Consider the following 12,844-nt stretch of genomic DNA (forward strand, 5'->3'; position numbering starts at 1 on the left):
TTAAATTAGTGCGCCGCCCACTCGATCTTGGAAATGTCGACGCCGTCTTTGTACATGTCCCACAGCGGCGACAGTGCGCGCAGCTTGGTGACCGCTTCGCAGACTTTCTGCGCGGCGTAATCGATTTCTTCTTCGGTGCTGAAACGACCAAAAGTGAAGCGTATCGAGCTGTGAGCCAGTTCGTCATTACGACCAAGGGCGCGTAGCACGTAGGACGGCTCCAGCGACGCCGAGGTACAGGCGGAACCGGACGAAACGGCCAGATCCTTGAGCGCCATGATCAGCGACTCGCCTTCAACGTAGTTAAAGCTCAGATTCAGGTTGTGCGGAACGCGTGCAGTCAGGCTGCCGTTCACGTACAGCTCTTCGAGGTTCTCGACCTGCTTGTAGAAGCGATCGTTCAGCGCTTGAAGACGCTGGTTTTCCGTTGCCATTTCTTCCTTGGCAATACGGAAAGCCTCACCCATACCGACGATCTGGTGAGTCGCCAGCGTACCGGAACGCATACCACGCTCGTGACCACCGCCATGCATGGCCGCTTCGATACGAACACGCGGCTTGCGGCTCACGTACAGTGCGCCGATACCTTTAGGACCATAAGTCTTGTGGGCGGAGAAGGACATCAGGTCGACCTTGAGGTTGGCCAGATTGATCTCGACTTTGCCGGTGGACTGGGCCGCATCGACATGGAACAGCACGCCGCGCGAACGGGTAAGTTCGCCGATGGCAGCGATGTCGTTAATGGTGCCGATTTCGTTGTTCACGTGCATGATCGAAACCAGAATGGTGTCGTCGCGCATTACCGCCTCAATCATTGCAGGGGTAATCAAACCGTCTTCGGTAGGGTCGAGATAAGTAACCTCAAAACCTTCACGCTCAAGCTGACGCGTCGTATCAAGCACCGCTTTGTGCTCGATCTTGGAGGTGATGATGTGCTTGCCCTTGGAGGCATAGAAGTGCGCAACACCCTTGATTGCAAGGTTGTCGGATTCAGTAGCACCGGAAGTCCAAACGATTTCGCGCGGGTCGGCGCCAACCAGATCAGCCACCTGACGACGCGCATTTTCAACCGATTCTTCAGCCTTCCAGCCGAATACGTGGGAACGCGAAGCCGGGTTGCCGAAGTTTCCGTCAGCAGTCAGGCATTCGATCATTTTCTGAGCGACACGCGGGTCGACCGGGGTCGTCGCGGAGTAATCGAGGTAAATCGGCAACTTCATTGAATCTCTCCTATCAGGCAGGCGCACCGCTCATTCATCTGCGTTCATTCAACGGCGGACGTTTCAATCTTATCCAGGTACTGGTTCTTGGCGCTGGCGCCGTTACGACGCAGATCCTGGCGCTGGGCGACTTCCTGTACCTCACGGCGAGTGACAAGGTCGGCCAGACTGATACCGCTTAGAAACTCGTGAATCTGTTCGCTGAGATCGCACCATAAATGGTGAGTCAGACAGGTGTCACCAGCGTGGCAATCACCCAGACCCTGACAACGGGTCGCGTCGACGGATTCGTTTACCGCGTCAACCACCTGAGCCACCTTGATACCCTGCATGTCGCGCGACAGCTGATAGCCACCACCCGGCCCGCGCACACTGGAAACCAGATTGCCACGGCGCAGCTTTGCGAAAAGCTGCTCAAGGTACGAAAGGGAAATGCCTTGCCGCTCAGAAATATCAGCCAGGGACACTGGCCCATTCTGCGCGTGCAACGCCAGATCAAGCATGGCAGTTACGGCGTATCGGCCTTTAGTAGTCAGTCGCATGGCGTGTACCGCAGAGGTTCGTAATGAGGGCGAGTATGCTATTCCCGAGTATTTAAGTCAACTATAAGACCAAGTAAAACAGTCGGGATTAAGAGCAAAATAGCGGCGGCATCATAGCAAACGCGGGGGCGCATGACACGCCCCGTTTCAAATCCGCCTCAGCCGACCTTGCTTTCGCTCTTGTCTTTCACGCAATCAAAGACTTCGTCGCGCAACTCCGGGAGATCCTTGGCGCAATAATCGCTGCCCAGCCCCTTCAGCGCACCACACATGCCTTCCAGGCGAGCATCCACGGCCTGCAGATGGTCAAGCAACTGACCGATCGCACGGGCGACCGGGTCGGGCATGTCTTCACTGACGCCATAAGCGTCGAAGCCCAGCTTCTCGGCAATGGCTTTGCGCTTGGCTTCTACATCGTCGCCTGTCTTGACGATGATCCGACCCGGAATCCCCACTGCCGTTGCGCCAGCAGGGACGGCTTTGGTGACCACTGCATTGGACCCGATCTTGGCGCCAGCTCCCACAGTGAATGGCCCAAGCACCTTGGCACCAGCGCCGACTACAACACCATCTTCAAGGGTCGGATGGCGCTTGCCGGCGTTCCAGCTGGTACCGCCCAGGGTCACACCTTGATATAGCGTGACGTCATTGCCAATTTCGGCGGTCTCGCCGATCACGATACCCATCCCGTGATCGATGAAGAAACGCCGACCGACCTTGGCGCCAGGGTGGATTTCAATACCGGTCATCCAGCGGCCGAAGTTCGACACAACCCGGGCAGGCCATTTCCAGCCGTTATTCCACAGGATATGCGCCAGACGATGCAGCCAGATGGCGTGCATACCCGGATAGCAGGTCAGCACTTCAAAAGAGTTGCGCGCCGCGGGATCACGATGGAACACACTTTGAATATCTTCACGCAGACGCTCAAACATCACTGATCCTTTCTTTTGTAGGGTTCACCGCGAGCAGCCTTCTGGGTTTCAGTCAGAATGCCGCGCAAAATACTGATCTCGGACCGGTTCACTTCACTGCGCCCGTAGAGCCGACGCAAGCGAGCCATAAGATGACGGGGCTTTTCCGGATCCAGAAAGCCAATGGCGACCAATGTTGTTTCCAGATGCCCGTAAAAGCCTTCCATTTCATCCATGGTCGCCAGATCGGCGCTACGCACGGACGTTACTTCGTACTTTTCAACCTTGGTGGGCTGACCCTGGGCCGCCAGCCAGGACATACGCACTTCGTAACTGAGCACCTGCACGGCTGCGGCAAGATTTAGCGAACTGAATTCCGGATCGGAGGGGATGTGCACGTGGTAGTGACATCGCTGCAGCTCTTCATTGGTCAGACCGGCGTATTCGCGACCGAACACTAACGCAACCTCCGCCCCCTGCCCTGCCTGCTCAGCGGCCATTACGCCGGACTCACGCGGATCGAGCAACGGCCATGGAATACGACGATCACGAGCACTGGTGCCCAGGACCAGATTGCAGCCCACCAAAGCGTCTTCGAGGGTCGCAACCACCTGAGCTTTTTCCAGGATATCGCCTGCCCCCGAAGCCCGGGCGTCAGCCTCGTGAGACGGGAACACCAGCGGATCAACAAGCACCAGGCGCGAAAGCCCCATGTTTTTCATGGCACGAGCAGCCCCTCCGATATTACCGGGGTGACTGGTACCGACCAGGACAACACGAATATTTTGCAGCAATGCAAGCGCTCACAGATAAGTAGGAGGGAGGAAATCTTACAGAAGCGGCTCGGTTAGCGCTATGAAGGGTTGTGGCGCTCATTGTGAGTTTTGGGAGAACCCATGCTTGTCCGCCAGACGACGTGGGACCGGCTTTAGCCGGGAAAGTGATATTTCTGACGGTCAAATTTCAGTGACTGCATCGGCCTATTCCCGGCTAAAGCCGGTCCTACGACATCGACCACAGGCTCAATACATCCAGTTAATCGCTGGAAAATTTCCGTCACTCCCCCTACAATGTTCGGCTTTCTTTAACGACCTAGGTGAAACGTCCATGCAGCCCATGCTGAATATCGCGCTGCGCGCCGCCCGCAGCGCCAGCGAATTGATTTTCCGCTCCATCGAGCGCCTGGATACCATCAAGGTCGATGAAAAAGGCGCGAAGGATTACGTCAGTGAAATTGACCGTGCTGCCGAGCAATTGATCATCACTGCTCTGCGCAAGGCGTACCCGACACACGGCATTCTCGGTGAAGAAACCGGCATGCACGAAGGCAGCGGCGAAGGTGCCGACTACCTGTGGATCATTGATCCGCTGGACGGCACCACCAACTTTGTTCGCGGCGTACCGCACTTCGCGGTCAGCATCGCCTGCAAACACAAAGGCCGTCTTGCTCACGCGGTTGTTCTTGACCCGGTTCGCCAGGAAGAATTCACCGCCAGCGCCGGTAACGGTGCACAACTCAACGGTCGCCGCATGCGAGTCAGCCCACGCACCAGCCTTGAAGGCGCGCTGCTGGGCACTGGCTTCCCGTTCCGCGACAACCAGATGGATAACCTGGAAAACTACCTGGGCATGTTCCGCAGCCTGGTAGGCCAGACCGCTGGCATCCGTCGCGCTGGCGCTGCAAGCCTGGACCTGGCCTACGTGGCTGCCGGTCGCTTCGATGCATTCTGGGAGTCGGGCCTGTCCGAGTGGGATATGGCAGCAGGCGCCCTCCTGATTCAGGAAGCAGGCGGCCTGGTCAGCGACTTCACAGGTGGTCACGACTTCCTGGAAAAAGGCCACATCGTTGCCGGCAACACCAAATGCTTCAAGGCTGTACTGACCTCCATCGCGCCGCACTTGCCGCACTCGATGAAGCGTTAATTACTGGCTGCTAAAAACCGGCGTAATGCCGGTTTTTTTATGCCCGCTACTTTTAAGCCCTACAGAAGCAGAAAAAGCACCCGAAGGTGCTTTTTCTTTCTAGTAGCAAATTGGGTTAATTTGCCTGACCCAGAATCAACTTGCCGTCTTCACCCACGGGAATCTCGCCACCCGGATCACGATCCATACGCACCTGACCAACTTTGTCCTTGAGCTTGTATTTCACGTCATAGCCCACAACTTTATCGCTGATGTCGTTGACCGTATTGCAGCGAGTCTCAGTGGTGGTGTAGGTATCGCGGTTCTGCATGCCTTCCTGAACCTTGTTACCGGCGTATCCGCCGCCCACCGCACCTGCGACTGTGGCGATTTTCTTGCCGTTACCGCCACCGACCTGATTGCCCAGCAAGCCGCCAGCAACAGCACCCAGCACACTGCCCACAATCTGATGCTCATCCTTGACTGGCGCCCGCTTTGTAACGGTGACGTCCTTACAAACTTCCCGCGGTGTTTTGATCTGCTGTTTTACTGGCTCCACGGCCAGTACCTCTGCATGTTCAGGACCGCTTTTAACGAGGCTGTAGGTGGCAACAGCACCGCCAGCCGTTACAACGGCAGCGCCCAGCACAGCACCAACAAGCAACGATTTGTTCACGTGAACCTCCTGACCTACTCAAACGCAGTTTCCTGCGCAATACCCACCCTTGGAGCGCAAAAGGCCATCAGAGTTCAAAACATCACTCTTTACAAACGAACCCAGCACATTAGGTACCCCGTTCAAAGAGCACAAAAAAAGGCGCGAGCTCAATGCTCGCGCCTTTCAATTTTTGCTACAGAGAGATCAGCGATCAGGGACGATCATCAACCTTCTCGGCAACGACTGGAGGAATCAGATCCTCAGTTGTCAGGTTCAGCCAGATCAACACCACGTTGGCGATGTAGATGGACGAGTAAGTACCCGCCAATACACCTACGAACAGCGCAATCGAGAAGCCCTCGAGGTTATCACCACCAAAGACCCACAGCGCAACGATCGCCAGCAACGTCGAAACCGAAGTTGCAATGGTGCGCAGCAAGGTCTGCGTCGTCGAGATGTTGATGTTTTCGATCAGCGAAGCCTTACGCAGCAAGCGGAAGTTTTCCCGCACTCGGTCGAATACCACGATCGTGTCGTTCAGCGAGTAACCGATGATCGCCAGGACCGCAGCCAATACCGTGAGGTCGAAAGTGATCTGGAAGAACGACAGGATACCCATCGTTACCACCACGTCGTGGATCAGCGAAATGATCGCACCCACTGCAAACTTCCACTGGAAGCGGAACGCGAGGTAGATCAGAACGCCACCCAGCGCCAGAAGCATGCCGAGGCCGCCCTGGTCGCGCAGCTCTTCCCCCACCTGCGGACCTACGAATTCCACACGTTTGACGGTAGCCGGGTTATCAGCACCCGCCTTGCGCAGCGCGTCGGCGACCTGGGTACCCAGTTGCGGATCCTCACCTGGCATACGCACCAGCAGATCCGTCGTGGCACCGAAGTTCTGTACGACAGCATCGTGATACCCGGCGCTGACCAGCTCTTCGCGAACCTTGCCCAGATCGGCTGGACGCTCGTAAGTCAGCTCGATGAGCGTACCGCCGGTGAAGTCCAGACCATAGTTGAGCCCTTTATGAAACCAGCTGAACAACGCCAGAATGGTAAGGAGCACAGTGACGGCGAACGCAACATTGCGAACGCCCATGAAGTTAATGGTACGTAACATGGCAGCCCCTTAAATCCACAACTTCTTGAAGTCACGCCCGCCATAGATCAGGTTGACCATTGCGCGGGTCACCATGATGGCCGTGAACATCGAGGTAAAGATCCCGAGCGACATGGTCACCGCAAAGCCTTTGACCGGGCCGGTGCCCATCGCAAAGAGAATGCCGCCGACCAGCAACGTCGTCAGGTTGGCGTCGAGGATCGCCGTATAGGCGCGATCGAAACCTTCGTTGATCGCACGCTGTACGGTCATGCCATTGGCGATTTCCTCACGAATCCGCGAGAAGATCAGCACGTTGGCATCCACCGCCATACCCATCGTCAAAACGATACCAGCGATACCTGGCAGCGTCAGTGTCGCGCCCAATAAGGACATCAACGCCAGCAGCATGACCATGTTCAGCCCCAAAGCGACTGTCGCGATCAGACCGAAGAAGCGATAGATGATCATGATGAAAATCGATACGAACAGCATACCCCAGAGGGAAGCGTCGATACCTTTGGTGATGTTGTCAGCACCCAGGCTCGGACCGATCGTGCGCTCTTCAGCGAAGTACATCGGTGCTGCCAGACCACCGGCACGCAGCAGCAGAGCCAGCTCGGAAGCCTCGCCCTGACCGTTCAGACCGGTGATGCGGAACTGGCTACCCAGCGGCGACTGAATGGTCGCCAGACTGATGATTTGCTTCTCTTCTTTGAAGGTCTGAACAGGCACGTCTTTTTCGACGCCGTTGACCATCTGCTTGGTGTAGGTAGTAGTCGGCTTCTGCTCGATGAAGATCACCGCCATGCTACGACCCACGTTGCTGCGTGTCGAACGGCTCATCAATTCGCCGCCATGACCATCCAGAGTGATATTCACCTGAGGACGACCGTGCTCATCAAAACCAGCTTTGGCATCAGTCACCTGATCACCGGTAATGATCAGACCACGCTCCACCGGAGCTGCCGGACGACCGCCTTCGCGGAATTCGAACATTTCGGTGGTGGCCTTGGAGTCATCAGGGCCTGCGCCGAGACGGAATTCAAGGTTGGCGGTCTTGCCCAGAATACGCTTGGCTTCGGCAGTATCCTGCACGCCCGGCAACTCGACCACGATGCGGTTGGCACCCTGACGCTGTACCAGAGGCTCGGCGACGCCCAGCTCATTGACGCGGTTACGTACCGTGGTCAAGTTCTGCTTGATGGAGTAATCGCGGATCTCGGCAATCTTGGCCGGGGTCATGGCCAGACGCAGAACAGGGATACCGTTCAGTTCAGCCGGGGTAATTTCGAAATCTGTGTAGCTCTTGCGGATCAGAGCACGGGCTTCTTCACGGGCAGCTTCATCGCTGAAACCCAGCTGAATAGCGCCATTGAGTTGCGGCAGGCTGCGATAACGCAGTTTTTCCTTGCGCAGCAGGCTTTTGACTTCGCCTTCATATACGTTAAGACGCGCAGTCAGCGCCTTGTCCATGTCGACTTCCAGGAGGAAGTGCACGCCACCAGACAAGTCCAGGCCCATCTTCATCGGGCTCGCGCCCAGATGACGCAACCAGTTCGGAGTGGTCGGAGCCAGGTTCAGCGCGACGACATAGTCATCACCGAGCGCCTTGCGTACGACATCCTTGGCTGGCAGTTGATCTTCCTGCTTGGTCAGACGCAACAAACCGCCTTTGCCATTCTCAGCCAGGGAGGTGGCCTTGACCGCGATACCGGAATCGACAAGCGCTTTGCCTGCACGTTCCAGATCAGCCTGACCGACTTGCAGCGCAGTGCTTGCGCCACTGATCTGGATCGCCGGATCGTCAGGGTAGAGATTGGGTGCGGAATAAATAAAGCCGATCACCAGCACCGCCAGGATCAGTACGTATTTCCACAGAGGGTATTTGTTCAGCATCACGCCGCCCGCTTATAAAACGCGAGGCGCCTTGCGCGCCCCGTCGATTGGTAAAAGTCTGAATCTTAAATCGCTTTCAGGGTGCCCTTCGGCAATGTTGCAGCAATAGCGCCCTTTTGCATTTTCAGCTCTACAGTGTCGGATACTTCGATAACCACGAAGTCATCAGTCACTTTAGTGATCTTGCCAGCGATACCGCCGGTGGTGACCACTTCATCGCCTTTTTGCAGATTGCCGAGCAGGTTTTTCTGCTCTTTGGCACGCTTGGCCTGTGGACGCCAGATCATCAGATAGAAGATAACCAGGAAGCCGACCAGGAAAATCCATTCGAAACCACCACCCATAGGGCCTGCTGCCGGTGCAGCAGCGTCCGCGAAAGCGGGAGAGATGAAAAAGCTCATTTAGCACTCCAGTTGCATAATATTAGGATAAAACGACAAAACTCAGGTTCGACTCATGCCAAAGGCGGCGTTGGAATACCGCGTTTGGCGTAGAAGGCATCGACAAAGGCGGCCAATGTACCCTGTTGAATAGCCTCGCGCAAACCAGCCATAAGCACCTGGTAATGGCGCAAATTGTGGATTGTATTCAGCATGCTTCCCAGCATTTCACCGCACTTGTCCAGATGATGCAGATAAGCACGGGAGAAGTTCTGACAGGTGTAGCAATCGCAGGTCGGATCCAGTGGCGAATCATCATGACGATGGAACGCGTTACGGATCTTCAGCACACCAGTGTCTATGAACAAATGACCATTGCGGGCATTGCGGGTCGGCATCACGCAATCGAACATGTCGATTCCGCGGCGCACACCCTCCACCAGATCCTCAGGCTTGCCTACCCCCATAAGGTAACGAGGTTTTTCAGGAGGCATCTGGCCTGGCAGATAATCCAGGACCTTGATCATTTCATGCTTGGGCTCGCCCACCGACAGGCCACCGATAGCCAGGCCGTCGAAGCCGATCTGATCCAGACCTTCCAGCGAACGCATGCGCAGACTTTCATGCATGCCGCCCTGGACGATACCGAACAGCGCCGCAGTGCTTTCGCCATGAGCGATTTTCGAGCGCTTGGCCCAACGCAGCGATAACTCCATCGATACCCGCGCGACATCTTCGTCAGCCGGGTAAGGCGTGCATTCGTCGAAGATCATCACGATGTCCGAGCCCAGATCACGCTGGACCTGCATCGACTCTTCCGGGCCCATGAACACCTTGGCGCCGTCCACCGGAGAAGCGAAGGTCACACCCTCCTCCTTGATCTTGCGCATAGCGCCCAGGCTGAATACCTGAAAGCCGCCGGAGTCCGTCAGGATCGGGCCATTCCACTTCATGAAATCGTGCAGGTCGCCGTGGGCCTTGATCACTTCGGTGCCAGGGCGCAGCCACAAATGGAAGGTATTGCCCAGAATGATCTGCGCGCCAGTGGCTTCGATGTCACGCGGCAGCATGCCCTTGACCGTGCCATAGGTGCCGACCGGCATGAACGCCGGGGTTTCGACCACACCACGAGGGAAGGTCAAGCGACCACGACGCGCCTTGCCGTCAGTGGCCAACAACTCGAAAGACATACGACTGGTGCGGCTCATGCGTGATCCTCTGGGCCCGATGCCTTGGGAGCGGTCGGCGCGGGATTGCGGGTGATGAACATGGCATCACCGTAACTAAAGAAGCGGTATCCGTTTTCAACCGCTGCCGCGTAGGCAGCCATGGTCTCGGGATAGCCGGCGAACGCCGAAACCAGCATCAACAGCGTGGACTCGGGCAAGTGAAAATTGGTCACCAGGGCATCGACCACATGGAACGGACGACCTGGAAAGATAAAGATATCGGTGTCGCCGCTGAACGGTTTCAACACACCGTCGCGGGCCGCGCTTTCCAGCGAACGCACGCTGGTCGTACCTACGGCAATCACCCGACCGCCACGCGCACGACAGGCGGCCACGGCGTCGACCACATCCTGGCCGACTTCCAGCCATTCGCTGTGCATGTGGTGGTCTTCAAGCTTCTCGACCCGCACCGGCTGAAACGTACCCGCACCAACGTGCAGGGTCACGAACGCCATCTCGACGCCCTTGGCCTTCATCGCATCGAGTAGCGGTTGATCAAAATGCAGCCCTGCCGTCGGTGCAGCTACCGCACCGGCGCGCTCGGCATAAACAGTCTGATAGCGCTCGCGGTCGGCACTTTCATCAGGCCTGTCTATATAAGGAGGCAACGGCATATGCCCGACTCGCTCCAGCAGCGGCAATACCGACTCGGTGAAACGCAGTTCGAAGAGCGTGTCATGGCGCACTACCATCTCGGCCTCGCCCCCGCCATCGATGAGAATCATCGAACCCGGCTTGGGCGATTTGCTTGAGCGCACATGAGCCAGCACCCGATGGGTGTCCAGCACACGCTCCACGAGAATTTCCAGCTTGCCACCGGAGACTTTCTGGCCAAACAGCCGGGCCGGGATAACCCGGGTATTGTTGAACACCATCAAGTCACCGGCGCGCACATGGCCCAGCAAATCGGAAAAATGCTCATGACCCAACGCCCCGCTGACCCCGTCCAGGGTCAGCAAACGGCTACTGCGTCGCTCAGCCAAAGGATGCCGAGCGATCAGGGAATCGGGGAGTTCGAAGGTAAAGTCAGCAACGCGCATGATGGAGTTCGTCTAGCAGGGCCGCGAAGTTTAGCGGAAAGAGAGAAAATTGACCATGAAAGGTGATTGACCAACGGTAAGACCGTCTGTAGACTTCGCCGCCATTGAGCCCTGATGGCGGAATTGGTAGACGCGGCGGATTCAAAATCCGTTTTCGAAAGAAGTGGGAGTTCGATTCTCCCTCGGGGCACCACATAGCAGTATCTGAGAGTCTCCGCCTGACCCTCAGACCCAAAGAAACCGGCCATTTGAGCCGGTTTTTTTGTGTCTGTCTATCTAGATCTTTATCTCCTGATCCGTTGTATCCCTGCTTGTGTCCTGAGAAAAATACCGAACGTTGGGATACAAGAATGAAGCGCGCAGACATAACGCGCCGCCCTCTCGCAAACACGACACTTGCGGGACTGGAGGTGGCATCAAAGGGATACCGGAAGCTGGACGGAAACAGCCTCTACTTCAGGGTCAAACCTGATGGCGGTAATCCTGGCAGCTCCGCTGCAGACGTCCGGCGGGCAATTGGACCAGGATGGGGCTCGGGAGTGGTGTGCGAACACATTCACCGCTCGATGCGAAGAAAACCCATCGGGCCGACGCCTGGGCCTATGCAACCACCGCTTTTGCCGATATCCGAGCGGTGGTGTACGACTTCAGCCCCAGCCGCTCGGGCGAACACGCCCGTGCCTTTCTGCAAGACTGGAAAGGCAAGTCGGTGTGCAACAACTTTGGTGGTTACAAAGCCAGTTTTGCACTGGGCGTCACCGAATTGGCTGCATGGCTCATGGGCGGCGCAAGTTTTTCGATCGGCACGTCACGAACAAGAGCACGCTCGCCGAACAGGCCCTGGGCTATATCCAGTTGCCATACGAAATCAAAAGTGAAATCCGCGACCTGGAGCCAGATTTACGGCGACGAATACGACAAGAAAAAGCCGTCCCCTTGATGGAAATGCTACACACCTGGATGATCGCCCAGCGCGACCTGTTGCGCGAGATATCCGAGTTGCCGCCGCATAAGTGGTTGCCGTTATGCAACTTGTAATGCACGTTAGATTAGGATCTAACATCGTCCGATCATTTGACTCTTTGTAAGCGTTCCGCCAATACGCCTTGATTGGTTGGGCGTTGAAAACGCCCCAACATCATCTGACCTAACCAGACTTTTGCGTAGAGCTGGCCTACGCAGTCCATGGCTATTAACGGTGTGAAGCCGAAACAGATATTCAAGCAGACCCCTGCTGGTGCGCGTCTAGGCAGAAGCGTATCATTTGATCCATCCTGTATCCCTTAAGGATTCTCCGATCAAGTCATGGAGCGCTTACATGTGACTTAGGCAAACTTGATCAAGGATAAGCACGTGAGAACGCAAGAGGATTCCATAATGGTCAAACTCCAGAAGGCTAACGTAGGCTCTCTCAGCGAGTTCAAAACTGCTCTCCAGGACTCGTTCCGAGTGGCGGCCGAAGCTGACTTAGGTCAGCCGCTTGAAGAGCCCCTTCCTTCTGATGAGGACATAGAGCAGTCCATTGCTGTTGATGGAGCCGCTACATACTGGATCATGGCAAACGATCAGCGTGTCGGCGGCGCAGTTATGGTAATTGACGAAATAAGCAATCGAAACTCATTGTCGTTCTTCTTCATTTCAACGAGCCAGCAGAGCCGTGGGCTAGGACTACAAGCCTGGAAAGCAATCGAGAGAGAGTATCCAAACACCAAGGTCTGGGAAACTGTCACCCCATATTTTGAAAAGCGAAACATTCACTTTTATGTAAACAGGTGTGGCTTCAAGATTGTTGAGTTCTACAACAAATTTCATCCGGATCCAAACCAAGCTTCGGTTCAGGCTCATCAAGAAGGGGGGGGCGATGAGATGTTCAGATTCATGAAGGTTATGGGTCAGAAGTAACGTAAGCGTCCGGCGAAGGCACTTGGCTGAGTTGGTCTACGACGATGATCAACTCG

The 12,844-nt window shown here is 56.1% G+C and carries 12 protein-coding genes, 1 tRNA gene and 2 pseudogenes; 5 read left to right on the top strand and 10 right to left on the bottom strand.

Annotated elements, in window-relative coordinates:
• Nucleotides 1–5 precede the first annotated feature (5 nt).
• The 4 genes from IV01_RS04150 to trmJ all read right to left on the bottom strand — a co-directional run bounded on the left by IV01_RS04150 (nucleotide 6) and on the right by trmJ (nucleotide 3,470).
• The gene (locus tag IV01_RS04150; RefSeq protein ID WP_032630893.1) at nucleotides 6–1,220 is read right to left on the bottom strand and encodes an IscS subfamily cysteine desulfurase; all 1,215 of its coding nucleotides are present in this window, start codon (nucleotides 1,218–1,220) and stop codon (nucleotides 6–8) included.
• Nucleotides 1,221–1,264: 44 nt separating this feature from the next.
• A complete protein-coding gene (gene iscR, locus IV01_RS04145; RefSeq protein ID WP_032630894.1) occupies nucleotides 1,265–1,762 on the bottom strand; it encodes a Fe-S cluster assembly transcriptional regulator IscR in 498 nt (165 codons plus the stop codon).
• A gap of 158 nt (nucleotides 1,763–1,920) precedes the next feature.
• Nucleotides 1,921–2,697 carry a serine O-acetyltransferase gene (cysE, locus tag IV01_RS04140; protein ID WP_032630895.1) on the bottom strand — a complete coding sequence of 259 codons (777 nt, stop codon included), beginning with the start codon at nucleotides 2,695–2,697 and terminating at the stop codon, nucleotides 1,921–1,923.
• Nucleotides 2,697–3,470: a tRNA (cytosine(32)/uridine(32)-2'-O)-methyltransferase TrmJ gene (gene trmJ / locus IV01_RS04135; RefSeq protein WP_032630896.1), complete on the bottom strand. Its 774-nt coding sequence runs from the start codon at nucleotides 3,468–3,470 to the stop codon at nucleotides 2,697–2,699. The genes cysE and trmJ overlap by 1 nt, the downstream gene beginning before the upstream one ends.
• Before the next feature lie 313 nt (nucleotides 3,471–3,783).
• On the opposite strand from trmJ, the gene suhB reads away from it, so the two are divergent.
• Nucleotides 3,784–4,599, top strand: coding sequence for an inositol-phosphate phosphatase (gene suhB, locus IV01_RS04130; RefSeq protein WP_032630898.1), 816 nt, complete (start codon nucleotides 3,784–3,786; stop codon nucleotides 4,597–4,599).
• A 115-nt stretch (nucleotides 4,600–4,714) separates the two neighbouring features.
• Here suhB and IV01_RS04125 read toward each other — a convergent pair whose 3' ends face one another.
• From IV01_RS04125 to queA, 6 genes are all read right to left on the bottom strand, one after another.
• Nucleotides 4,715–5,254 carry a glycine zipper 2TM domain-containing protein gene (locus IV01_RS04125; RefSeq protein ID WP_032630899.1) on the bottom strand — a complete coding sequence of 180 codons (540 nt, stop codon included), beginning with the start codon at nucleotides 5,252–5,254 and terminating at the stop codon, nucleotides 4,715–4,717.
• A gap of 193 nt (nucleotides 5,255–5,447) precedes the next feature.
• On the bottom strand, nucleotides 5,448–6,359 hold the full coding sequence (secF, locus tag IV01_RS04120) for a protein translocase subunit SecF (RefSeq protein WP_032630900.1): 912 nt from the start codon (nucleotides 6,357–6,359) through the stop codon (nucleotides 5,448–5,450).
• Nucleotides 6,360–6,368: 9 nt separating this feature from the next.
• Nucleotides 6,369–8,237, bottom strand: coding sequence for a protein translocase subunit SecD (gene secD / locus IV01_RS04115; RefSeq protein ID WP_032630902.1), 1,869 nt, complete (start codon nucleotides 8,235–8,237; stop codon nucleotides 6,369–6,371).
• A 65-nt stretch (nucleotides 8,238–8,302) separates the two neighbouring features.
• Nucleotides 8,303–8,638: a preprotein translocase subunit YajC gene (yajC, locus tag IV01_RS04110; protein ID WP_032630903.1), complete on the bottom strand. Its 336-nt coding sequence runs from the start codon at nucleotides 8,636–8,638 to the stop codon at nucleotides 8,303–8,305.
• Nucleotides 8,639–8,691: 53 nt separating this feature from the next.
• Entirely contained in the window at nucleotides 8,692–9,807 is a 1,116-nt protein-coding gene (gene tgt, locus IV01_RS04105; RefSeq protein ID WP_032630921.1) for a tRNA guanosine(34) transglycosylase Tgt, read from the bottom strand.
• Nucleotides 9,808–9,821: 14 nt separating this feature from the next.
• On the bottom strand, nucleotides 9,822–10,886 hold the full coding sequence (queA, locus tag IV01_RS04100; RefSeq protein WP_032630904.1) for a tRNA preQ1(34) S-adenosylmethionine ribosyltransferase-isomerase QueA: 1,065 nt from the start codon (nucleotides 10,884–10,886) through the stop codon (nucleotides 9,822–9,824).
• A gap of 108 nt (nucleotides 10,887–10,994) precedes the next feature.
• Here queA and IV01_RS04095 point away from each other — a divergent pair.
• The 4 genes and pseudogenes from IV01_RS04095 to IV01_RS04085 all read left to right on the top strand — a co-directional run bounded on the left by IV01_RS04095 (nucleotide 10,995) and on the right by IV01_RS04085 (nucleotide 12,788).
• Nucleotides 10,995–11,079 (top strand) — tRNA-Leu (locus IV01_RS04095).
• A gap of 157 nt (nucleotides 11,080–11,236) precedes the next feature.
• Nucleotides 11,237–11,424: pseudogene (locus IV01_RS27160) on the top strand (integrase); the annotation flags it as partial.
• A 33-nt stretch (nucleotides 11,425–11,457) separates the two neighbouring features.
• Nucleotides 11,458–11,876 (top strand): annotated as a pseudogene (locus IV01_RS26485) (IS66 family transposase); the annotation flags it as partial.
• A 387-nt stretch (nucleotides 11,877–12,263) separates the two neighbouring features.
• Complete coding sequence (locus IV01_RS04085) at nucleotides 12,264–12,788, top strand: GNAT family N-acetyltransferase (RefSeq protein ID WP_032630922.1); 525 nt, start codon at nucleotides 12,264–12,266, stop codon at nucleotides 12,786–12,788.
• Nucleotides 12,789–12,844: the final 56 nt, after the last annotated feature.

The organism is Pseudomonas syringae (assembly GCF_000737245.1).
Lineage (GTDB): Bacteria > Pseudomonadota > Gammaproteobacteria > Pseudomonadales > Pseudomonadaceae > Aquipseudomonas > Aquipseudomonas syringae_J.